This is a genomic window from Mesorhizobium sp. Z1-4, from assembly GCF_004000235.1.
Lineage (GTDB): Bacteria > Pseudomonadota > Alphaproteobacteria > Rhizobiales > Rhizobiaceae > RCIO01.
The window spans coordinates 41,225-63,437 of sequence record NZ_RCIO01000001.1 but is presented as its reverse complement, the minus strand read 5'-3'; the positions used below and the strand labels follow the sequence as shown (position 1 = coordinate 63,437).

Genomic DNA, 22,213 nt, shown 5'->3' with positions numbered 1-22,213 from the left:
GCGGTGCTGGCCGGATTGCGCTACAAGACGGTTCGAGTGCGGATACCGACATGGCAGCCAATCGCAAATTCAGCAATCCCGTGCAGGTCAGCGAGGCGGCCGGCAAGATCCTCGACCCGGTGTTGCGCAAGCGCGCCGGCATATCGGTCGGGCTGGTGCAGAGCTGGGATGAGATCGTCGGGCCGTCGCTGTGCGACGTCACCCGGCCCGAGCGGGTGATCTGGCCGCGGCGCGACGGCGATGAGGACGATTTCAAGCCTGCAACGCTGGTCGTGTGCTGTTCCGGCGCCAATGCGCTGCATCTCCAGCATCAGTCAGGTGAAGTGATCGGCAGGGTGAACGCCTATCTTGGGTTTCCGGCGATCGGCAGGCTGCGCATCGTCCAGAAGCCGGTTGGCGAAGCTGTGCCTCGCCCACTCCCGCCGCGCCAGGTTACGGCCGCCGAAGCAGGCAGGATCGACGGGCTGATGGCCAAGATCGAAGACGAGGAGCTGCGCGCCTCGCTCGCCCGGCTCGGCAGGAGTGTCATTGGCAGCGGCAACTGACCGCATCGCCTCGCGCGTTCGTGATCGGCGAAATTGCCTGTTGGTAATTGGCCTGGGGACGAACCTGCCTTAATTCGGCGGTATCTATCGCTTTTCTGCCCCTACCAACCGCAAAATCCGCGCATAGCCAGGTGATTCGCATGACCGTAATGCTTCCTCGTCGCAACGTTCTCATTTCCCTTGCCGCCCTTTCGGCCTCCGGCGTGCTGCTCGCAGCTTGCGGCGAGGAGGAAGCCAAGGCGCCTGAAGAGACGCCGCCGGCGACCGCAGGCGAGGTGCCGCCGTCGCAGGGCAGCGTCGATATGGCCAAGCTGCTGGAAGAGGGCGCGCTGCCCGAAAAGGTTCTTGGCGAGGCCGAGGCCCCGGTAACGATCGTGGAGTATGCCTCCATGACCTGCCCGCATTGCGCCTCTTTTCATGAGGCCACGCTGCCCGCGATCAAGGAACGTTACATCGACACCGGCAAGGCGCGGTTGATTTTTCGCGAGTTCCCGTTCGATCCGCGCGCGGAAGCCGCATTCATGCTGGCCCGGTGCTCCAACGACAATTATTTCCCCATGGTCGATGTGCTGTTCAGCCAGCAGCGCGACTGGGCGTCGGTGCAGGATGCGCGTTCGGCGCTGCTCCAGATATCGAAACTGGCCGGTTTTTCACAGGAGTCCTTCGAGGCTTGCTTGACGGACCAGAAGCTTCTGGATGATGTCCGGGCTGTGCGCGCGCGCGGCGCGAATGATTTCAAGGTCGAATCGACGCCGACCTTCTTCATCAATGGCGGCAAATATTCGGGGGCGCTCTCGGTTGACCAGATGTCGGCCATCATCGAAAGCCATCTCTAGCGGCGCATTGCCCGCTGGAGCGACGGCTACTGCGGAGACGCGGCGATGAAGTTCAACCGTCTGCGCCTGCTCGGCTTCAAGTCTTTCGTCGACCCATCCGAGTTCGTCATCGAACGCGGTCTGACGGGCGTTGTCGGCCCCAATGGCTGCGGCAAGTCGAACCTCGTTGAAGCCCTGCGCTGGGTGATGGGTGAGAACTCCTACAAAAACATGCGCGCCTCGGGCATGGACGACGTGATCTTCTCGGGCTCCGCCACACGGCCCGCACGCAACACAGCCGAAGTTACGCTCTTCCTGGACAATGCGGACCGCAGGGCGCCGTCGGCGTTCAACGACGCCGACGAAGTGCAGGTCTCGCGGCGCATCGAGCGCGAAGCGGGTTCGATCTACCGCATCAACGGCAAGGAAGCCCGGGCCAAGGATGTGCAGCTTCTGTTCGCCGACCAGTCGACCGGTGCGCGTTCGCCCTCGATGGTGGGGCAGGGGCGCATCGGCGAGCTCATTCAGGCCAAACCGCAGGCGCGGCGCGCTCTGCTGGAGGAGGCCGCCGGCATCTCCGGCCTGCATTCACGCCGCCACGAGGCGGAGCTGCGGCTGCGCGGGGCCGAACAGAACCTGGAGCGCCTCGACGACGTTGTCGGCGAGTTGCAGTCGCAGATCGAAAGCCTGAGGCGCCAGGCCCGGCAGGCATCGCGCTTCAAGAACCTTTCCGCAGATATTCGCAAGGCCGAAGCCGCGTTGCTGCATCTGAAATGGTCGCAGGCGCGCGATTCAGAGGCCGAGGCGCAGTCGGCACTGTCCGCCGCTACCGCAGCCGTTGGCGAAAAAGCCTCCGCGCAGATGGATGCCGCCAAACAGCAGGCGATTGGCGCCCACAAGCTGCCCGAATTGCGGGACGCGGAGGCAGCAGCCGCTGCCGCCTTGCAGCGGCTCAAGATCGCGCTTGGCCAGATCGACGAAGAAGCGGGGCGCGTGCGCGCTCGCCAGGCGGAACTCGAAAAGCGCATTATGCAGCTCGATGCCGACATGGCGCGCGAGAAGCAGCTTCTTGCCGACAATGCTTCAGTTCTGGAGCGGCTGCAGAGCGAGGAACAGGGGCTGCGCGCCGCCAATGACGGTGCGGCCGAGGAAGAGCGGCGTGCGCAGGCTGCTTACGAGGATGCACAGTCGAAGCTCGCAGCGAGCGAGGCAGCCCTTGGCGAACTGACCGCCGAACGGGCGGAGGTCTCGGCCCGCCGCACGCAGCTGCAGCGCGCGCTTCAGGAAGGCACGGAGCGCCGCGACCGCCACGAGCGTCAGCTGAAACAGCTCGAAGACGAGACGGCCGAGATCGGCAGGCGAATTGCCGAACTTGCCGACCCGGCCGCGAAAAAAGAGGCGGTTGAGGTTGCCGAAACGGCTTTGACCGCGGCGGAGGCGAGGGCGCTCGATGCCGAAAGCCTGGTCGCTCAGCGCCGCGAGGCCGAGGCAGCCTTGCGGCCCGCATTGCAGGAGGCGCGCGCCGCGCTGCAAAGCGCCGAGACCGAGGCGCAGACACTGTCGCGCATTATCAACGCTGTGTCCGGTGGGCTCTTCCCCGCCGTGCTGGAGCGCATTTCGGTCGACAAGGGGTTTGAGGCTGCACTGGGTGCGGCCCTCGGCGAAGACCTCGACGCGCCGCTCGATCGCACCGCGCCGGCCCACTGGGGCGCAGCGATCGGTAGCGGCGATGATCCCGAGCTGCCGCAGGGTGTCAAAAGCCTCGGCGACCTGGTCCGCGCCCCTGCCGAACTTTCCCGGCGCCTCGCGCAGATCGGTGTGGTTGAGGCAGACGAGGGCGCCCGGTTTCAGGCACAGCTGAAACCCGGCCAGCGGCTTGTTTCCCGAGACGGTGCCCTGTGGCGCTGGGACGGCTTTGTCGCAAGCGCCGACGCGCCTACTGCGGCCGCCCAGCGTCTGGCCCAGAAAAACCGGCTGGCCGAACTCGACGCCGAGGTGCGGGAGGCGACTTTGAACCTGCGCGCCGCCGAGGCGGCGCAGGCCGAAGCCGAGCAAGCGGTTAAAGAAGCAGTCGAAGCGGAAAAGCTTGCGCGCGAGACACAGCGCAGCGCCCAGCGCACGCTGGAAGATGCCCGTGCTGAACTGGTGCGTGCGGAGCGCGCCGCCGGCGAGCTCGCAAGCCGCCGCACCGCACTGGAGGAATCGCGTCAGCGCCTGGTGGAGTCGCGTGACGAGGCGGTCGCCGCCGTCCGCGATGCCGAAGCTGCCCTGGCTGCCGCTCCCGAACTTGCCGAGCTCCAGGGCCGGCTGGACACTGTTTCGGCCGAAGTCGCGCAGGACCGTGCCGCACTCGCCGAAGCCCGCGCGGCACATCAGGGTCTCGCGCGCGATGCCGAGATGCGCCAGCAGCGGCTCGCCGCGATTGCGACCGAACGCGGAAGCTGGACGTCGCGAACCGAAAATGCGGATCGGCAGATTGCCTCGCTTTCGGAGCGCCAGGCCGAGGCCGCGTCCGAACAGGAGAAGCTGGCCGACACACCCGACGAGATTGATGCACGCCGCCGGGCGCTATTGTCTCAGCTTTCGCAGGCCGAGGAGTTGCGCACCAGCGCTGCGTCGCGCCTGCAGGAGGCTGAAAACCGGCAGGCCGAGCTCGACCGGACGGCGATTGCCGCGGTTGAGGCACTGTCATCCTCGCGTGAGCAGCGCGTGCGCGCGGAAGAAAAGCTGACGGCAGCCGAAGAACGGCGCAAGGAAGCGGAACACCGCATTCGCGAGGCCCTGAATGTCGGCCCTCACGAGGCGCTGCGTCATGCGGGGCTGTCCGACGGCGAGGCGCTTCCAGATATTTCGGAACTCGAGCGCCGGCTTGACCGTTTGCGTGTGGAGCGCGAGCGCCTTGGCGCCGTCAATCTGCGCGCCGAGGCCGAGCAACAGGAACTAACCGAACGTTTCGAGACGATCGTTTCGGAGCGGGAGGACGTGATCGAGGCGATCCGCAAGCTGCGCCAGGCGATTCACAGCCTTAACCGCGAAGGCCGCGAACGGCTGCTGGCCGCGTTTACCGAAGTGAACGCGCAGTTTCAGCGCCTGTTCACTCATCTTTTCGGCGGCGGCACGGCCGAGCTTCAGCTGATCGAATCCGAAGACCCGCTTGAAGCCGGGCTCGAAATCCTCGCTCGTCCGCCGGGCAAGCGCCCGCAGACGATGACGCTGCTTTCAGGCGGCGAACAGGCGTTGACGGCGATGGCGCTCATCTTTGCCGTCTTCCTCACCAATCCCGCCCCGATCTGCGTGCTCGACGAGGTGGATGCCCCGCTCGACGACCACAATGTCGAGCGCTTCTGCAACCTGATGGACGAAATGGCGTCATCGACCGAAACGCGCTTCGTCATCATCACGCATAACCCCATCACCATGGCGCGCATGAACCGCCTGTTCGGCGTCACCATGGCCGAACAGGGCGTCAGCCAGCTGGTCTCGGTCGATCTGCAAACCGCCGAGCAGCTGCGCGAGGCGAGCTAAGCCGATGCGTCCTCCCCCGTGAGGGGAGGGGTTATACCTCGCTCCAGATCGCCAGTTCGTTGCCGGCCGGGTCGGTGAAGTGAAACCGCCGGCCGCCGGGGAACGAGAAAATCGGCCTCACGATCTTACCGCCAGCACTGGTCACCGTTTCGAGCGATTTTTCCAGGTTGGTGGAAAACAGAACCGGCAGCGGTTTGCTGCCGGGCGGTGTGGCCCCGTCAAAGCCGCCATCGAGGCCCTCCTCGAATGCCGAGTAGGATGGCCCATAGTCCGTGAACGTCCAGCCGAAGGCCGCGCTGTAAAACGCCTTCACGCTATCGATCGAACCGTTGCCGGCCGCCATTTCGAGATAATCGAGCTTGCCGTCTTTTTTCATCACGCAACTCCATTCTTTGTTCCTGATATGTTCTAATCGTGGCCGGCGCGGGAGGCAAGAGGCAATGCGCAGCTTTGGCACTGTGCACAGGAACGGTCAGTCGGGTTCGGCGGGCTGGCCGTTGCGGTCGGTCCATTTCCGCTGCCCGCCTGACTTGACCAGCAACAGGTCGCGATCGGTGTAATGGACAACATCGTCGGGTGAGCGTGTGCCCACCACCAGATAGGAGACCTCGCGCCCGGACCGGTTTTCCAGGCAGTGGCCGGCTTCGACGCCAGCCTTGAAGGTTGCGGCATCGCCCGGTCCCATGACGGTTTCGCTGTCGCCTTCGTGCAGCGTGACCTCACCATCGAGCACGTACACGAACTCGTCCTCCCGCTCATGCCAGTGCTTCCGCGATGATCTCGAGCCCGGAGACAGGGTTTCAACAAAGGCCCCGAACTGCGTCAGCCCCCCGGCATCGCTGAGCAGGCTTGCACGATAAGTGCCGAGTTCGTCGTTGAGGCTTGAGCCTTCTCCCGTCTCTAAGGGCGCATTGCCGGCACGTATGATTGGCATGAGGAAATCTCCTGGCGGGACTAATCGATTGATATGTGGCGGGCAGCGGTTGCGTTCTTGCCTTTCGCAACTGCGAACCTTATCGCTCTGGCGGCCATGGTCGTACGAAATGAATAGGCGGTTCACCTGATATGACAAAATGGGTCTACGGATTCGGTGGCGGTTCGGCGGACGGAAGCGCCTCTGATCGCGAATTGCTGGGCGGCAAGGGCGCCAATCTGGCAGAGATGTGCAATCTCGGCCTTCCCGTACCGCCTGGCTTTACGATCACCACCGAGGTCTGCACGGCTTATTATGCCAATGGCCGAACACTGCCGGACGGCCTGAACGGCCAGGTGGATGCGGCCCTTGCCGCTATGGGCGAGATTGCGGGCGGCCGCTTCGGCGATCCGCAAAAGCTGATGTTGGTTTCGGTGCGCTCAGGCTCGCGCGCCTCCATGCCCGGCATGATGGACACGGTGCTTAATCTCGGCCTCAACGACGAGACCGTTGCTGCTCTGGCTGCGGCTTCGGGCGACGAGCGTTTTGCCTATGACAGCTACCGCCGCTTCATTCAGATGTATTCAGACGTGGTGCTTGGCGTCGACCATGAAAATTTCGAGGAAATCCTCGAAGACGCCAAGGCAGAATACGGCTTCGAGCAGGACACCGATCTCTCTGCCGCGCAATGGCAGGATGTGATCGGCCGGTACAACGCGAAGATTGAGCAGGAGCTGGGCGCACCGTTCCCGCAGGACGCCAGGGAGCAGCTGTGGGGCGCAATCAACGCGGTTTTCGCCAGCTGGATGAACCCGCGCGCCATAACCTATCGCCGCCTCCACGACATCCCCGAAAGCTGGGGCACCGCCGTTAATGTGCAGGCCATGGTTTTCGGCAATATGGGCGACAGCTCGGCGACCGGCGTTGCCTTCACCCGTAACCCCTCCACCGGCGAAAACGCGCTTTATGGCGAGTTCCTGGTCAACGCACAGGGCGAAGATGTGGTGGCAGGCATCCGCACCCCGCAGAACATCACCGAGGAGGCCCGTGTCGCCGCGGGATCCGACAAGCCTTCGCTGCAAAAGCTGATGCCCGACGCCTTCAAGACCCTGACCGAGATCGCGGGTCGGCTCGAGGCGCATTATCGCGACATGCAGGATCTCGAATTCACCATCGAGCGCGGCAAGCTGTGGATGCTGCAGACCCGTTCGGGCAAGCGCACCGCGAAATCGGCGCTGCGCATCGCTGCCGAAATGTCAGGTGAAGGGCTGATCACGAACCGGGAAGCGGTGCTGCGCATCGAGCCGGCCTCGCTCGACCAGCTTTTGCACCCGACGATCGACCCCAATGCGAGGCGCGACATCATCGGTTCCGGTTTGCCGGCCTCGCCGGGCGCCGCAACAGGCGAAATTGTGTTCACCTCCGACGAGGCGGAAGAGGCGAAAGCGCAGAACCGGGACGTCATCCTTGTTCGCGTCGAAACCAGCCCCGAAGACATTCACGGCATGCATGCCGCGCAGGGTATCCTGACGACGCGCGGCGGCATGACCAGCCACGCCGCCGTTGTGGCGCGCGGTATGGGCAAGCCCTGCGTTTCCGGCGCCGGCGGTTTGCGTGTCGATTATCGGACCGGCACGCTGCTTGCCATGGGCGTTACGCTCCGCAAGGGCGATATAATCACCATCGATGGCGGCACCGGCCAGGTGCTGAAAGGCGCGGTGCCCATGCTGCAGCCTGAGCTTTCGGGCGACTTCGCGTCCATCATGGGCTGGGCCGACGAGGCGCGGCGCATGAAGGTGCGTGCCAATGCCGAAACGCCGGCGGATGCGCGCATGGCGCGTTCCTTCGGCGCGGAAGGCATAGGCCTTTGCCGCACCGAGCACATGTTCTTCGACGGTGAGCGCATCGTTGCCATGCGCGAGATGATCCTGGCTGACACGGAAGCTGGAAGGCGCTCAGCTCTTGCCAAGCTGTTGCCCATGCAGCGCTCGGACTTTCTGGAGCTGTTCGAGATCATGGCCGGCCTGCCGGTGACGATCCGTCTGCTCGACCCGCCGCTGCATGAGTTTCTGCCGCATTCTGACGAGGAAATCGCCGAGGTTGCCGCGGCCATGGATGTGTCGGCCGAGAAGCTGCGGCAGCGCACCGAGACACTGCACGAGTTCAACCCGATGCTCGGTCACCGCGGCTGCCGCCTCGCGGTTTCTTATCCCGAGATTGCGGAGATGCAGGCTCGCGCCATTTTCGAGGCTGCGGCCGAAGCGGGCAAGCGCACCGGAAGCCCGGTGGTTCCCGAAGTCATGGTGCCGCTAGTCGGGCTCAAGGAAGAGCTGGACTACGTCAAAAAGCGCATCGACGATGTCGCCGAAACCGTGATGAAGGAAGCGGGAAGCCGCTTTGACTATCTGGTCGGCACGATGATCGAGTTGCCGCGTGCGGCACTGCGCGCTGGCCTGATCGCCGAGGCCGCCGAGTTCTTCTCATTCGGCACCAACGATCTGACACAGACCACCTACGGCATTTCGCGCGACGACGCCTCGTCGTTCCTGGAAACCTATCGCCAGAAAGGCCTGATCGAGAAGGATCCGTTCGTTTCGATCGACGTCGATGGCGTGGGCGAACTCGTGCGCATGGCGGCTGAGAAGGGCAGGGGAACGCGACCGGACATCAAGCTCGGCATATGCGGCGAACATGGCGGCGACCCGGCCTCGGTGGAATTCTGCGAAAGTGTCGGGCTGGACTATGTGTCGTGCTCGCCATTCCGCGTTCCCATCGCACGCCTGGCCGCCGCGCAGGCGGCGGCGAGAGCGGAGGGCATTTGAGTACCATTGTGGCCTAGGATAGCGGCGTCTAGAAAACTCGGGCCTGTTCCGCTAAGCCAAAGACAATGTAAATTTGGTGCGGGTGTATGACCAACACAGGACCTGACGACGATAGAAATCCGATTTGGGAACCAAACTGGCATGATATTTGTTTTGTCATCAAGAAGGCCAAATGGATAATAGTTGCTTGCAGCATCTTGAGTGCTGTTGCTGTTGTCGGACGCTATGCCGAATGGCGCCCATCGTATGTCTCGTACGCATCGATCTCATTTCTAGCACGTGATGTACCGTATGCTGAGGCGCTCAATCCGAGCCAGCATCCACTCGCAAATGACCCCGAAATTTATGCCGAACTTCAGTCGGCAAGGTCAGATGCCACCCTTCAGCGAGCGCTCACACTGCTCGCTGAAAATTACCCTGACCTCTACACCCGGCACCTGACAGCCAATGGTTTTGAGCCGTCGACTTCCTCGGCGCCTGTGGACGAGTGGATTTTGTCCAACGCTAGGTATTCCATCAATGTGGAAACGAGGGATCCATTTTATATATTTGACATAGATGTGACCTCCCCGTCCCCTGAGTTCTCTAAGTATCTTGCTAACGCACTGGCCCGGGCCTATCTCGATGATAGGCGTGCCGTGCTTGAAATGAGCGCTGCCGCGCGTGCAGAACGTCTGTCAACAATGGCGGCCGAACTTGAAACACTTCGAAACAGAATACCTGGCGAGAGCGGTGCGATTTCAGGTGACATTCCAGGCTTCTTAGAATCGTGGAGCAAGGCATTTGCGAGGTTCCAGACAGATGGCGACGCAGACGAGCTGGTGCAGAGCCTGCGCTCTGCATGGTTGTTTCGAGAGAATGGCTTTGAACCAGGTTGGGAGCAGGCTCTCGCGAGAGCTTTCGATCTAACCATAGCAGGGATCCGACAGCGTGCGGAAGCCGTTCGCAGTGAACTTCCGTACATGGAGCAGGCCAACTGGGTCCTTAACGAAGCCAGTCTGGGAACCTGGAAAACGGGTCGCTCAGAAATCGCGAAAGCCGTTGTTCAGGTTGGCGTTGCGGCAGCGCTTGGTGCTTTGATTTCATTTATCGGGGCGGCAGCGATATTGTGGTCTCGCCCGGGACTACGGAGCAAGGAGCAAGTCGAGCGTCTGTTGGGTTGGGTTCATCTGGCGGAGTTCAGCCGAAATCAGACGTCAATGTCCTTTCAAGGCGAGATCGACAAGCTGAGATCTGAGATTCTCATTCGAAAAAAGTCAGAGCATCCAATCCGGGTGCAAATTGTAACGTCAGCGGCTTGTTCTAGTTGTAAGAATGTCATTCTAAAATTATCCGACGGTTTCCAGAACTTGGGATATCGGGTCGCTCTAGTTAGCTGCTCGACGCAGGTTGATAATTTGTTGGAGTTTGACTCTGCACCAGGCGAACTTGCAGACATATCCATACACACGTTCTCCTCCCTTATCCGCGTGTTGAGCGTAAATGCTGAGAGATTGATATCGACCAAGGCATTCGAGGATAAGGTACTAGGGATGGATCAGGAATATGATGCCGTATTCCTGATCACACTGTCCAATGAGAACGGATTGGAGAGCGCGATTGTTTCTCGCTTGGCCCATTTTTCCGTCTACTTGGCAAAGATCGGCCATGAAAGAATCGACAACCTGAAGGTCGTATCCCGCGCTATGAGACTGAATCAGGTCTTGCGTCCGGGATTTGTGTCCCTTTCAGATTCTGTACAATGATGAAGAAATACTTACCCACATCAAGTTCAAGCTTATTTCAGTTAATGTTTGCATTTCTCATATTGCTACAGGTATTAGATAGTACAATTTCGCCTCAGGCATACGTGTTTTCACTGTCAGTTGGTGTTTTGACGCTATTGTTGGCAACATATCTTGTCTACCAGGCAATATATTTTAGGAAGGTGTTGGTTCCGATCTTTCTGACGGCGCTTATTTTTGCGTTATATGCAGCGCTCGTGGCTTCGGCTACTTCCGAATTTAACGGAACTCGACTGCTCGTGTCACGGTATGGAATGATTGTATGGTTGCTGCTAGGGATGGCCGTAGCTTTCTCCGCATGGGTCGAAGAAAGCGCAGGTCAGGCGCCAGGCCGTATCTTGCTAGGTCGACGGGTGGCGTACGTGGCATTTTTTACCTTGCCAATAATAGTATATTTAGATGAACCCGATCCATTGATGTACCAAGATGTGGCGTTCTGGGCCGGTATCGCGTTAATATCGATGTTATATGCAATGTTCAGAGGCAAGGATTTTAACCCCCTTTATTTTCCGGTTTTTATGCTAATTTCAGTCTGTGTATACATTATATTTAAGTTCGGATCAAAGCTATTTATTCTTATTTGGGCGTGCTATTTATCTATGTTTTTCTCTATCATTTTTGCAAAATTTATGCTAGACAGGAGAAGATATGCATTGATTATCTTTTTGATATTATCGTCTTTTTTATTTGGTACAATTGTATTGTACTATACAAGAGAATATATTGGGGTGGAATATATTCCAGAGCTCTCGTCAATTATTAGCAGAGTTTCTTTGTGGAGCTACTTTGTGGAGCAATTTCAGGTGGCTCCGCTGACAGGAAGTTTTTCATCAGAAATAATAGCTGGCCCTGGGAGGGGATACTATCAACATTCGGTACTTTTGTCGACTTTAACCCACACTGGGATTATAGGTGGATCTTTGCTTTTTTTATTGCTGTCTATGATTATATTAAAAGAAAATTTATTGAATTTTTCAAGTATTTACAGGATAAATGTATCATCTATGTTTTTTACCGTAATATTGGTTGGGGGTGTCTCTAGTTTCTTTACGTGGCCGCCGCTTTGGTTCTTACTAGGGCTACTGTGTGTCTCCTCGATCCCGCCGATAGGGCGTCAGCGATCTTTTGCGAAGGGCGACGGAGATGGGTTTGCCTCGTAGACAGTATTAGGCATTGGTACTAGGGGAGTGCGAGCTTTTGGCGATAATTACGGGGCAATGGAGCATATGACGCAACGGGTGGCAGAGAAGCTGAAACTGGCGTTGAATGAGCGTTCAGCTGTTATTGGCGTCATCGGAATGGGCTACGTGGGACAGCCACTGGCGTTGCGTTACTCACAGATTGGGTTCAAGGTTCTTGGCTTCGACATTGACGCCGGAAAAGTCGCACAATTGAACGCCGGCCATTCGGCGATTCAACATATTCCCGATACGAAAATTGCTGCCGCCAATGCCTGCGGGATGCGGTGCACGACTGATTTTTCGCGCATCAATGAGGCGGATGCAGTTATTCTTTGCGTGCCGACGCCGCTTAACAAATACCGTGAGCCAGATCTCAGTTTTGTGACCGACACTTGCGATGCTATTGCACCCTTCTTGCGGCGGGGGCAGGTGGTTTCACTTGAGAGCACTACTTATCCGGGCACCACTGAAGAAGAAATTCTTCCCCGTATTACGAAAACTGGACTTGCCGTGGGCGCAGATGTGTTTCTGGTGTACTCGCCGGAGCGTGAGGATCCCGGCAATGCGAATTTCACCACCAACACCATTCCCAAAGTCGTTGGAGGCCATACGCCAACTTGTCTTGAGATTGGTCGTGCTCTCTATGAGCCTGCGATCGACAATGTTGTGCCGGTCAGTTCTACCAAAGCGGCCGAGATGACCAAGCTGCTGGAGAATATCCATCGCGCTGTGAATATCGGACTTGTGAACGAGATGAAGATCGTCGCTGATCGGATGGGCATCGACATCTTTGAGGTAATCGACGCCGCGGCGACAAAGCCATTCGGCTTTACAGCTTTTTATCCCGGGCCGGGCCTCGGTGGCCACTGCATACCTATCGATCCATTCTACTTGACCTGGAAAGCTCGAGAGTACGGGCTTCACACCCGCTTCATTGAGCTATCCGGCGAAGTCAATCAGGCGATGCCCCAATATGTGGTCGACAAACTGACGTTGGCTTTAAACGACAAGGGGAAAGCGCTGAAGGATGCCCGCATCATGGTCCTCGGCATCGCCTACAAGAAGAACGTAGACGATATGCGCGAGTCTCCGTCAGTTCAGGTGATGGAGATCCTGCGCGATTTGGGCGCAAAACTGACTTATTCCGATCCACATGTGCCAGTTTTTCCGAAAATGCGCGAACACTCGTTTGATCTACGGAGCGTAGAGCTTACACCTGAGGTGCTTGCAGGGCTCGATGCGGCCGTATTGGCAACGAATCACGACGCGTTCGATTATGCGATGATTCGTGATTACGCGCCCCTGATTGTTGACAGCCGCGGCGTTTACCGCGATCAAGCGGCGCACATCATAAAAGCCTGAGGACTTTCCGACCGTGAAACGTTTCGCACTGATCGGCGCCGCCGGATATATTGCTCCGCGCCATATGAAGGCTATAAGCGAAACCGGTAATGACCTGGTCGCGGCAATGGATGTGAACGACAGTGTCGGTATCCTGGACAGCCACTTCCCGGAAGCGCAGTTTTTCACAGAGTTTGAGCAGTTTGACGCGCATATGGATTCCGAGCGGCGCGCCGGGCGGGGTGCAGACTATGTAGCGATCGCTTCTCCAAACTATTTGCATGACGCTCACATGCGATATGCCTTGCGCTCGGGCGCGGACGCTATCTGCGAAAAGCCACTTGTCCTGAATCCTCGAGATATCGATCCTCTAAAGGACCTGGAAGCTGCCAGCGGCGGGAAGGTCAACACCATTCTGCAGTTGCGCTTGCACCCGGCAATCATCGCGTTGCGTGACCGCGTAGCCCGTGAGGCGCAGGACAAAAAATATGATATCGATCTAACCTACGTCACGTCGCGTGGGAATTGGTACCTGAAGAGCTGGAAGGGCTTCACCGAGAAGTCAGGCGGTATCGCGACGAACATTGGCGTGCATTTTTTCGACATGTTGCATTTCGTTTTCGGCCAGCTGCAGGAAAATGTTCTGCATATGGGGGCTGAAACAAAGGCGGCAGGTTATCTAGAGTACGAACGCGCCCGCGTGCGCTGGTTCCTCTCGCTTGATGTGAAAGATGTGCCCGATACGCTCCGTGCAGCCGGCCAGCGGACTTATCGTTCTATCACCGTCGGTGGCGAAGAAATCGAGTTCTCTGGCGGCTTTACCGATCTGCACACGCGTAGCTACGAAGAGATCCTGGCCGGCAACGGTTTTGGACTGGAGGAGAACCGGGTCGCAGTCGAGACTGTTTCGCGCATAAGGACGGCCCCGGTAGAAGCTACGAGGGGCGAGAGGCATCCTTTTGTGGATCGGGGCTGATGAACGAGGTTTTCCGTCACCCGAGTGCAATTGTCGATGAAGGCGCCGAAATTGGAGAAGGCAGCAGGGTCTGGCATTTCACACATGTCTGCGGCGGTGCACGGATAGGGGCGGGCGTGTCCCTCGGGCAGAATGTATTCGTCGGCAACAAGGTCGTTATTGGCGATCGCTGCAAAATTCAGAACAACGTCTCGGTCTATGACAACGTCACGTTGGAAGAGGGTGTCTTTTGCGGTCCCTCAATGGTCTTCACGAACGTCCATAATCCACGCAGCCTGATCGAGCGAAAAGATCAGTTCCGCGACACCTTGGTCCGGCGAGGAGCAACCCTGGGGGCGAATGCCACCATCGTGTGCGGGGTGACAGTCGGAGCCTATGCCTTTATTGGCGCCGGTGCGGTGATCACCCGTGATGTCCCCGATTTCGCGCTGATGGTGGGTGTGCCTGCCCGCCAGATCGGATGGATGAGTGCATATGGCGAGCAGTTGAATATCCCTGTAGAGGGCGTTGCAGAAGCACGCTGCCCGCATACGGGTGATCTTTACAGGCTCGTTGACGGTTGTCTGACCCGAACGCCAGCAACTGCAGGGATGGGTTCGTGAACCTACCAAGTTGGAGGTAACGCTCTCGCTTCCGATCAAGTTGAGTAAGGGCGGATAAAGGCGCCGAGCGTCAGTTCTGCGGCTTGACGGTATGGGCATCGGCGATGAAAACCAATGTCACGAATGTAAATCGCGGCTCGATTTCGGCTGCAGTTCTGCGGAACCAGCGCTATGACTCGCGCTACCGCGCCGGGATATGGATATGATCGTAATCGTCGACTATGGGCTGGGCAATCTCGGCTCGATCCGGAACATGCTCCGCAAGATCGGCTATGAAGCAACTGTCAGCGGCGAGGCCGAAGATATCCGGTCGGCGAGCAAGCTGATCCTACCAGGAATCGGAGCTTTCGATAGCGGAATGCGTGACCTCAACGCCACCGGCGTGGTGGACATTCTGCACGAGAAGGCGCTGGAAGAGAAAATACCGGTGCTGGGAATCTGCCTGGGTGCTCAACTTATGACCAAACGAAGCGACGAGGGCAAAGAGGCTGGGCTTGGGTGGTTCGAAGCCGAAACGAGACGCATGACCTTCGAAGGCATCCCTGGCCGCTGGCCGCTGCCGAACATCGGCTGGCGCGACGTGAAAGCGCAAAACGGCTATTCCCTTCTCGACGAAAGCCAGGGCACACCCCGCTTCTATTTTGTGCATTCCTATTACATGCATGCGCAAACGCCGGAGATCGTTTCGATGACCTCTGAATACGGGTTTGAGTTTGCCTGCGGGTTGTCGCGCGGCAATCTCCACTGCGCGCAGTTCCACCCCGAAAAAAGCCATGTCTTCGGCAAGCGCCTTCTGCAGGCATTTGCGGAGTTGGAAGCATGAAGCTCCGAACCCGTATTATCCCGCTTTTGCTGCTTAAGGGGCAGGGGCTCTATAAAACCCGCAAATTTCGCGATGAAACCTATATCGGTGACCCGATAAACGCGGTCCGCATATTCAATGAGAAAGCGGTTGATGAACTGGGCTTCCTTGATATTGGAGCCGCTCGGAATGGGAGTGACCCCAACTTCGACCTCCTGAAGGACATCGCCAGTGAGTGCTTCATGCCCCTTAGCTATGGGGGTGGCGTAAAGTCGGTTGAAATGGTGCGCGAGTTGGTGGCGATCGGGATCGAAAAGATCGTGGTCAACTCAGCTGCGTGGACGGACAAAGGCCTGATCACCCGCATTGCAGATCATTTCGGTAGCTCGACCGTCGTTGGATCAATCGACGTGAAACGCAACTGGCGCGGTAAAGAGCAGGTCATGATTCGCGGTGGTCAGGAAAAGATCGCGCTTGCCCCCGTCGACTGGGCGCTGGAAATGGAGCGTCGTGGCGTAGGCGAAATTATGATCAATGCCATCGACCGGGATGGCGAAATGACTGGTTACGATCTAGACCTCGTACGCAGTGTGGCAGGCGCAGTATCCGTGCCTGTAATCGCCGCCGGCGGTGCATCCTCTATCTCCGATCTACAGGCAGCAGTGACAGAGGCCGATGCTACGGCCGCCGCCGGTGGCGCGATGTTCGTATTTCAGGGGAAGCACCGGGCGGTGTTGATCACATATCCCACCGAAGAAGAACGCGCCGGGTTTTGACCAGTTGATGAAGATCGCGCAGCTTCTTTCCTATTTTGGAACGGCTTTCAATCGTGGGCATGCGCACTTCTTGGTCAGTTCAGCTGCGGTGCAAGCATTGCCGCTCCTTACGGCACCAATTGTGGCTAGGCTCTACAGCCCAGAAGATTTCGGTGCTTTTGCGGTTTTCTATGCCCTTCTTGCTGTGCTGGGCGGGGTATCGCTGCTAGCGATGAACAACGCCATTCTGTTAGAAAAACAGGATCGGACTGCAATGCAGTCAGCTCTGCTGTCGCTCAGCATAGGCACCTGCTTCTCAGCAAGCCTGCTTCTAATTGTTTTGGCGGTGCCCAAGCCAATCTTGCACAAAATATTTGGCATCGCCGCCGCCGATCTGCTTATTTGGTTGCCGGTAGTTCTCCTGGCGGCAAGTCTCTATCAAGCCCTCTATGCATGGGCTGTACGCTGCGAAGCGTTTCAATTGCTAGCCCGAAACAAGTTCATTCTTGGTGCTGCAACAGCCGGCTTGCAAATCGGGATTGGCCTTACCGACCCAGGGCCAATTGGCTTCGTGCTGGCGCAACTTGGAAGTCAATCACTAGCGTTGGGGTTGCTAGTAGGGCTGTTTTCACAGGGGTGGCGGCGAGTTTCTCCGGAGCGAAGCTACGCTGCTCTAGCCGAGCGTTTCCGCCTGCACATCGCGCTTCCGCTCTACACGATGCCTGCGAACTTGGTAAACATGCTTAGCACGTTTACGCCCGACTTTTTGATTAACAGTTTGTTTGGCACCGCGCCCTTGGGGCAATATGCGTTGGCTAATCGAGTGGTCAACTTTCCACTCGCTTTCGTTTCGACGGCAGTTCAGGATATTTTCCGCCAGCAGGCAACACGCGAGTTCAACGAGACCGGCACCTGCCGCATTGCGTTCACCCGGTTTTTTTTGTTGATGAGCGGGATGGCCATATTCGTATTGCTTCCGGTGATTGCGCTCCTTCCTTGGCTAGTTCCGATCGTGTTTGGCCCCGACTGGGATCAAGCGGGGCATCTTATCCAGGCATTGGCGATTTTGATTACAATCCGGTTTGTCTCATCCCCGCTCAGCTATGTCTGGATCATTCGCGGGCGGCAGCGGTTGGACCTCATGTGGCAAATTGGCCTGCTGATATTGGGTCTACTCGGATTTTTCGTCCCGCTTCAGTTGTGGCCAGAGCTGTCGATTGAACGCGCGCTTTGGGTCTTTAGCCTGGTTCTTGCCGCATGGTATTTGGTTGCGTTGACTGTCTCTTGGCGTCTAGCTGTGGCCAAAGTCGCCCCGCCTGAACGGAGTACTACTCTTGTTTCACGAACAGACGGAACAGTTTAGAAAAGCCAGACGATTCTCCGATGGCAATCCTCCGAAGCGCCACCAGGTATTGAGTTATGGATTACCGGGACAACCCCTTTACCGAGATACTGCACAAAACCCCGCACCAGACCTGTGTGCGCTGCGTGATGGACACCTCTGACCCTTGGATCAGCTTTGATGAAAACGGTCTTTGCAGCCACTGCCAGATGTATGACGCCTATTTGGCGGGCTACGGCACGCCAGAGGATCGTCGCGCGAAGCTCGAGGCACTGATTGCTCACCTTAAGGAGCAGGGCCGCGGCAAAGAATATGACTGCATTATGGGCTTGTCAGGCGGCGTGGACAGCTCCTACTTGGCCTGGTTCGCTGTCAAGGAAATGGGTCTTCGCCCACTGGTGGTGCACGTGGACGCCGGGTGGAACTCGGAACTGGCGGTCAACAATATTCAGAACATCGTAGACCGGCTTGGGATCGACCTGCACACCCTCGTCATTGAATGGGAAGAAATTCGAGACCTACAACGCGCTTATTTTCTAGCCGGCGTTGCCAATCTGGATGTTCCGCAAGACCATGCGTTTATTGCGGCGCTGAACCGGGAGGCGAAGAAATATGGCCTTCGCGACATTCTGAACGGCGGCAACATGCAGACCGAGTCCATTCTGCCGAACGCCTGGGGGTACGATGCCTCAGACGCTGTGTCGCTTAAGGCGATTCACAAGGCATACGGGACCGTGCCGCTGAAGACATTCCCGATCTATTCGAATTGGCTTCGGATGATCTACTATCCGTTTATCCTGAAGATGCGTACCCACCGCCCGCTGGAACTGATCGAATACAACAAGGCCGAGGCGAAAGAGCTTCTCAAATCAAAGCTTGGATGGCGCGACTATGGTGGCAAGCACTATGAGTCCACTTTCACCAAATTCTTCCAAGCGCACTACCTGCCCGAGAAATTCGGTTACGATAAGCGCTTGGCGCATCTTTCTAGTCTGATTGTCTCCGGCCAGATCAGTCGCGATGAAGCACTGATCGAACTGGCGAAGCCGCTTTACGATCCGCGAGAGCTTGAGGAAGACCGTACCTACTGGATTAAGAAGCTCGGTATCTCCCGCGCAGAATACGATCGGGTCATGGCCGAGCGTCCTCGCGACTACACTGACTATCGCAACAGCGAAGCATTTTACGAGTGGATCAAGCGTCGGCTGAAGCCGGCTGTGCGAGCATATCGTCGGGTGCGCACGGTCTGACCGACTTTGATGACACGGTTGAACCTTCATATTTTCGCCTCGAACATCGAAGCTGAAACCCGCCTCTTCAAGGAGGCCCGCTATACACTCGGGCGTAGCATATTTGATCGCGTGGTTGTGGTAGGGCTTTGGGCTGAGGGGTTGGCTGAGGGTGAGACCTTGTCCTCAGGGCTGGAGGTGCAGCGCGTGCCCACCTGGGTGCGTCGCCTCCGCGGTTGGTCGGTTCTGACCCGGCGAGGCTTCATCTGGCAAGTGGTCGCGTCGCTGAGCTTGTTGCAATACGCGGCTTCTGTTTTGCTGCGCGCACGTAGGCTCAAGCCAACGCATGTCAGCTGTCACAATTTGATCCTGTTGCCGCTGTCATGGATCGCGGCTCGGATTACGGGCGCGCATCTCGTCTATCTGCCACACGAGCTAGAAACTCAGCGCACGGGTCTCGGCGGTCTGCGCAAGCGGATGGAGATATGGATCGAGCGACAGCTGATTGGCCGTGCGCGTGATGTCGTCACCGTATCGCCCCCGATCGCCGACTGGTACCGACAGGTATATGGCGGCGACAACGTGCATGTGATCCGCAACCTTCCCGAAGCCGCTTCCGTCATGCGCAAGCCTATCCAAAGTGGTGCGTTTCGAGACCGCTTTGCAATTCCGTCAGCAGCTACCGTTTTTATCTACCAGGGGGTGCTTGGGCCCGAGCGCAGCACCGATGTACTGCTGCACATATTTGCAGATCTTCCCAGGGACCGTTGCCATCTGGTTCTGATGGGTTACGGAACGGACGCAGTTCTGGAGGAGATACGGTCCTTTGCGGCGACGGTGAGAAATATCCACTTTCAGCCTGCAGTACCAGCCGATCAGATCGTGTCATATTCTTCCGGCGCGGATATCGGTATCTGGATCAATGAGACGGCACCGCTTAGCTATCGGTATGCGCTGCCCAACAAGTTCTATGAGTACGCCCATGCCGGTCTTCCAGTTCTGGTCAGCGACAATCTGAGCTATCTGGCTCAGCTTATCGAGGAGGCAGATATCGGCTGGGTGACTAGGTTTCAGGATGCGCGCGCGACTATCGAGTCGGTATCGCTGGAGAACATCGAAGCTATGCGGGAGCGGGTCGCGCACTATGCCGAACGGGCGACTTGGGAAGCCGACGCTGCCCTTTTTTCATATATTTATCGCTGAAAGAGGCGCCTGAGGGATGTCACAGATTAACGGGCCGAAACAGGCAGCACGGATTGCGCGCCCAGGGCATAACCGCCGCATGTGCGCGATGACGATTTTCGATGACACCGCGCCAGGGATCAGCTTCGACGAGGACGGGGTTTGCAATTTCGCGCGCAAGTCGCTGTGGAGGCTCGAGCATGAGGTTTTCCACGGAGAGGACGGTCGACAGCGTTTGGATGCTTTGGTCGCCCGAATCAAAGCCGAAGGTCGGGGGCGAGATTACGATTGCCTGATTGGGTTATCAGGCGGAGTCGACAGCAGTTTCGTCGCCGCGCGCGTGGTCGAATTAGGACTTCGACCGCTTGCCATTCATCTAGATAACGGATGGAACACTGACACGGCCGTGAGCAATATCGAGCGCTTGGTGAAACGGCTTGGGATCGACCTGATGACCCATGTGGTCGATTGGGGAGAGATCAAGGATCTGCAGCGCGCATATATACGCGCTTCGCTTCTGGATCTCGAGTGCGTTAGCGATCATGCAATCAACACGATCATGTTCCGGACCGCCTACGATATGCGTATCGGAACCGTTATCCATGGTGGCAATGTCGCGACAGAATCCACCATGCCGGCAGCGTGGGCCTATGATAAGCGCGATGGTGTCAACCTGCGCGCTGTGCACCGTGCCTTTGGCAGTGTGCCACTAAAGAGCTACCCCTATATGATGCCGTGGCAGTTCTTCAATTATCTCTTCATCCGTCGTATCAAGACGCTGCCCATCCTGAACTACCTGGATTATAACAAGACGGAGGCGGTTGAAGAGATGAAGGCGCTATTCGATTGGCGCCCATATCCACGAAAGCATGGAGAAAATCGATTCACCCGATTCTTCCAAGAATATTACCTTCCGCGCAAATTCGGTATCGATAAGCGGGTCGGGCATTATTCTAGCCTGATCGTGGCCGGAGAAATGACACGCGACGACGCACTGAGGAAGATCGCCGAGCCGCTCTATGAAGGTAATGAGGCGCGCGAAGAGCTCGAATACGTGGCCAAGAAACTCGGTTTCAGCGCAGATGAGCTGGAGGCCTTGATTATGGCGCCCCCCCGGGCGCACACTGAATTCCGGAACGCACAGTGGATGTTCAATCAGTCTTCGCTGCCGGTGCAAATTGCGCGTTACATCGCAAAGGGCGAGTTTTCCCTTTCCAAGCTTAGCACAATCCGACAGGCCGGGCGATAGGTGATGCCTCGCTACCATCTGCATCTCTATTATTGTGACTGGACACACGAAAGCCGCGCCTGGCGCGCGGGTACCGCAGCATTGGAGCACGGCTTTGCGGACCAAATCATCTACGCCGGCTACCGCGTCTCGGGACTTCCTGAGATAGAGGAAATTGGACCTGGTCAGACGGTGCGACGCATCGGTCCCGAGCCTAGCCGCCCGGGCAGCCCGCGCTTGAAACGTGCTCTTTCGCTGCCACGTTGGTGGCAGGCGTTCCAAAACATGCTCAATGGACAGGAGATTGGCCTTGTCACCGCTCATAGTCTGGCTTCTCTTCCAGGCGCGGCGATGCTTGCGCGCCGAACTGGCGCGCCATTGATCTATGATGCGCATGAGCTCGAAAGCGAACGGCAGGGTTGGGCAGGTCCAGTTCGCTGGGCCGCCCGTGTACTCGAAGGGCATTTTGTCCGCCAAGTCGATCACACTCTCGCTGTGAGCGACACTATTCGGGACTGGTATGCCGCAACATACCCGAACCTCGCTGTATCGACGCTGCGCAACGTACCTGAACTGGGGCATATGGGTTCTACTGCCCGTTCGTTGCGCGAAGATCTGGGCTTGTCCAAAAGCGATCTCGTCTATGCTTATTGTGGTGCGTTCGGCGGTGGTCGGGGGCTCATCCAGTTAATTGATGCTTTCCTTGCAGCGCCGAGAGACCGGCATTTGGTCCTTGTGGGCTATGGACCGCTTGAGAGCGAGTTGCGTTCGCGCGCAGAAAATCTGCCCAACGTGCATATTCACCCAGCGGTGCCAAGTTCAGAATTGGTTGCGTTCCTGAGCGGTGCGGATGTTGGTGTCTTTGTCCCAGACGGCCAATCGCTCAGTTATCAGTATTGTTTGCCGAACAAAGTCTTCGAATACGCCGCAGCAGGCTTGGCGCTTTTGCTCGGTCCCGGACCGGAACTAGCACGGTTTGCTGCCGGGTATCCGGCAGCCAGACTGACTGCACCTGATGCTGACGTAATCTCGGCCGTGCTCCACGAATGGGACGTCGCCGACATTCGCGGTCAGCGACCGGCACTAGAGGCGTTCTCGCCGCCGAACTGGGCGACTGAAAAATCTAAGCTCCTCGACATATATGGCGGGCTGCTCCGATCGTGAAAACAAT

Annotated in this window: 18 protein-coding genes; 16 read left to right on the top strand and 2 right to left on the bottom strand. The window is 57.9% G+C overall.

Annotated elements, in window-relative coordinates:
* Positions 1-50 precede the first annotated feature (50 nt).
* From EP165_RS00275 to smc, 3 genes are all read left to right on the top strand, one after another.
* Entirely contained in the window at positions 51-545 is a 495-nt protein-coding gene (locus EP165_RS00275; RefSeq protein WP_127519567.1) for a DUF721 domain-containing protein, read from the top strand.
* 140 nt (positions 546-685) lie between these two features.
* Positions 686-1,381 (top strand): DsbA family protein, encoded by a 696-nt coding sequence (locus tag EP165_RS00270; protein ID WP_127519566.1) that lies wholly within the window; start codon positions 686-688, stop codon positions 1,379-1,381.
* Positions 1,382-1,426: 45 nt separating this feature from the next.
* Positions 1,427-4,885, top strand: a complete 3,459-nt coding sequence (smc, locus tag EP165_RS00265) for a chromosome segregation protein SMC (RefSeq protein ID WP_127519565.1) — start codon at positions 1,427-1,429, stop codon at positions 4,883-4,885.
* Positions 4,886-4,916: 31 nt separating this feature from the next.
* On the opposite strand, the gene EP165_RS00260 is transcribed toward smc, so the two are convergent.
* Together EP165_RS00260 and EP165_RS00255 are read right to left on the bottom strand one after the other, a co-directional pair.
* Positions 4,917-5,261, bottom strand: a complete 345-nt coding sequence (locus tag EP165_RS00260) for a VOC family protein (RefSeq protein ID WP_127519564.1) — start codon at positions 5,259-5,261, stop codon at positions 4,917-4,919.
* Between the two features lie 96 nt (positions 5,262-5,357).
* Positions 5,358-5,819, bottom strand: coding sequence for a cupin domain-containing protein (locus tag EP165_RS00255; RefSeq protein ID WP_127519563.1), 462 nt, complete (start codon positions 5,817-5,819; stop codon positions 5,358-5,360).
* Positions 5,820-5,950: 131 nt separating this feature from the next.
* Between EP165_RS00255 and ppdK the strand changes: the two genes are divergently transcribed.
* The 13 genes from ppdK (at position 5,951) to EP165_RS00190 (ending at position 22,206) form a co-directional block, all read left to right on the top strand.
* Positions 5,951-8,620, top strand: a complete 2,670-nt coding sequence (ppdK, locus tag EP165_RS00250) for a pyruvate, phosphate dikinase (protein ID WP_127519562.1) — start codon at positions 5,951-5,953, stop codon at positions 8,618-8,620.
* Positions 8,621-8,706: 86 nt separating this feature from the next.
* Positions 8,707-10,365, top strand: coding sequence for a GumC domain-containing protein (locus tag EP165_RS00245; protein ID WP_127519561.1), 1,659 nt, complete (start codon positions 8,707-8,709; stop codon positions 10,363-10,365).
* The gene (locus EP165_RS00240) at positions 10,362-11,564 is read left to right on the top strand and encodes a hypothetical protein (RefSeq protein ID WP_127519560.1); all 1,203 of its coding nucleotides are present in this window, start codon (positions 10,362-10,364) and stop codon (positions 11,562-11,564) included. The genes EP165_RS00245 and EP165_RS00240 overlap by 4 nt, the downstream gene beginning before the upstream one ends.
* 66 nt (positions 11,565-11,630) lie before the next feature.
* Positions 11,631-12,947 (top strand): nucleotide sugar dehydrogenase, encoded by a 1,317-nt coding sequence (locus EP165_RS00235; RefSeq protein WP_127519559.1) that lies wholly within the window; start codon positions 11,631-11,633, stop codon positions 12,945-12,947.
* Positions 12,948-12,960: 13 nt separating this feature from the next.
* Positions 12,961-13,902, top strand: coding sequence for a Gfo/Idh/MocA family protein (locus tag EP165_RS00230; protein ID WP_127519558.1), 942 nt, complete (start codon positions 12,961-12,963; stop codon positions 13,900-13,902).
* Complete coding sequence (locus EP165_RS00225; RefSeq protein WP_127519557.1) at positions 13,902-14,504, top strand: acyltransferase; 603 nt, start codon at positions 13,902-13,904, stop codon at positions 14,502-14,504. The genes EP165_RS00230 and EP165_RS00225 overlap by 1 nt, the downstream gene beginning before the upstream one ends.
* 202 nt (positions 14,505-14,706) lie before the next feature.
* Positions 14,707-15,327, top strand: coding sequence for an imidazole glycerol phosphate synthase subunit HisH (gene hisH, locus EP165_RS00220; RefSeq protein ID WP_127519556.1), 621 nt, complete (start codon positions 14,707-14,709; stop codon positions 15,325-15,327).
* Positions 15,324-16,082, top strand: a complete 759-nt coding sequence (locus tag EP165_RS00215) for an AglZ/HisF2 family acetamidino modification protein (RefSeq protein ID WP_127519555.1) — start codon at positions 15,324-15,326, stop codon at positions 16,080-16,082. Before hisH ends, EP165_RS00215 begins: the two co-directional genes overlap by 4 nt.
* A gap of 7 nt (positions 16,083-16,089) precedes the next feature.
* The gene (locus EP165_RS00210; protein ID WP_127519554.1) at positions 16,090-17,424 is read left to right on the top strand and encodes an oligosaccharide flippase family protein; all 1,335 of its coding nucleotides are present in this window, start codon (positions 16,090-16,092) and stop codon (positions 17,422-17,424) included.
* Positions 17,425-17,480: 56 nt separating this feature from the next.
* Complete coding sequence (locus EP165_RS00205; RefSeq protein ID WP_127519553.1) at positions 17,481-18,653, top strand: N-acetyl sugar amidotransferase; 1,173 nt, start codon at positions 17,481-17,483, stop codon at positions 18,651-18,653.
* 9 nt (positions 18,654-18,662) lie between these two features.
* Positions 18,663-19,835 carry a glycosyltransferase gene (locus EP165_RS00200; RefSeq protein ID WP_127519552.1) on the top strand — a complete coding sequence of 391 codons (1,173 nt, stop codon included), beginning with the start codon at positions 18,663-18,665 and terminating at the stop codon, positions 19,833-19,835.
* 16 nt (positions 19,836-19,851) lie between these two features.
* Positions 19,852-21,063, top strand: coding sequence for an N-acetyl sugar amidotransferase (locus EP165_RS00195; RefSeq protein ID WP_127519551.1), 1,212 nt, complete (start codon positions 19,852-19,854; stop codon positions 21,061-21,063).
* A 3-nt stretch (positions 21,064-21,066) separates the two neighbouring features.
* Positions 21,067-22,206, top strand: coding sequence for a glycosyltransferase (locus tag EP165_RS00190; RefSeq protein ID WP_127519550.1), 1,140 nt, complete (start codon positions 21,067-21,069; stop codon positions 22,204-22,206).
* Positions 22,207-22,213 lie beyond the last annotated feature (7 nt).

What these genes read in the sequence shown, in the direction of transcription:
- EP165_RS00275 (WP_127519567.1), top strand. Translation starts at nt 51, where the DNA reads ATGGCAGCCAATCGCAAATTCAGCAATCCCGTGCAGGTCAGCGAGGCG.
- EP165_RS00270 (WP_127519566.1), top strand. Translation starts at nt 686, where the DNA reads ATGACCGTAATGCTTCCTCGTCGCAACGTTCTCATTTCCCTTGCCGCC.
- smc (WP_127519565.1), top strand. Translation starts at nt 1,427, where the DNA reads ATGAAGTTCAACCGTCTGCGCCTGCTCGGCTTCAAGTCTTTCGTCGAC.
- EP165_RS00260 (WP_127519564.1), bottom strand. Translation starts at nt 5,261, where the DNA reads ATGAAAAAAGACGGCAAGCTCGATTATCTCGAAATGGCGGCCGGCAAC.
- EP165_RS00255 (WP_127519563.1), bottom strand. Translation starts at nt 5,819, where the DNA reads ATGCCAATCATACGTGCCGGCAATGCGCCCTTAGAGACGGGAGAAGGC.
- ppdK (WP_127519562.1), top strand. Translation starts at nt 5,951, where the DNA reads ATGACAAAATGGGTCTACGGATTCGGTGGCGGTTCGGCGGACGGAAGC.
- EP165_RS00245 (WP_127519561.1), top strand. Translation starts at nt 8,707, where the DNA reads ATGACCAACACAGGACCTGACGACGATAGAAATCCGATTTGGGAACCA.
- EP165_RS00240 (WP_127519560.1), top strand. Translation starts at nt 10,362, where the DNA reads ATGATGAAGAAATACTTACCCACATCAAGTTCAAGCTTATTTCAGTTA.
- EP165_RS00235 (WP_127519559.1), top strand. Translation starts at nt 11,631, where the DNA reads ATGACGCAACGGGTGGCAGAGAAGCTGAAACTGGCGTTGAATGAGCGT.
- EP165_RS00225 (WP_127519557.1), top strand. Translation starts at nt 13,902, where the DNA reads ATGAACGAGGTTTTCCGTCACCCGAGTGCAATTGTCGATGAAGGCGCC.
- hisH (WP_127519556.1), top strand. Translation starts at nt 14,707, where the DNA reads ATGATCGTAATCGTCGACTATGGGCTGGGCAATCTCGGCTCGATCCGG.
- EP165_RS00215 (WP_127519555.1), top strand. Translation starts at nt 15,324, where the DNA reads ATGAAGCTCCGAACCCGTATTATCCCGCTTTTGCTGCTTAAGGGGCAG.
- EP165_RS00210 (WP_127519554.1), top strand. Translation starts at nt 16,090, where the DNA reads ATGAAGATCGCGCAGCTTCTTTCCTATTTTGGAACGGCTTTCAATCGT.
- EP165_RS00205 (WP_127519553.1), top strand. Translation starts at nt 17,481, where the DNA reads ATGGATTACCGGGACAACCCCTTTACCGAGATACTGCACAAAACCCCG.
- EP165_RS00200 (WP_127519552.1), top strand. Translation starts at nt 18,663, where the DNA reads ATGACACGGTTGAACCTTCATATTTTCGCCTCGAACATCGAAGCTGAA.
- EP165_RS00195 (WP_127519551.1), top strand. Translation starts at nt 19,852, where the DNA reads ATGTCACAGATTAACGGGCCGAAACAGGCAGCACGGATTGCGCGCCCA.
- EP165_RS00190 (WP_127519550.1), top strand. Translation starts at nt 21,067, where the DNA reads ATGCCTCGCTACCATCTGCATCTCTATTATTGTGACTGGACACACGAA.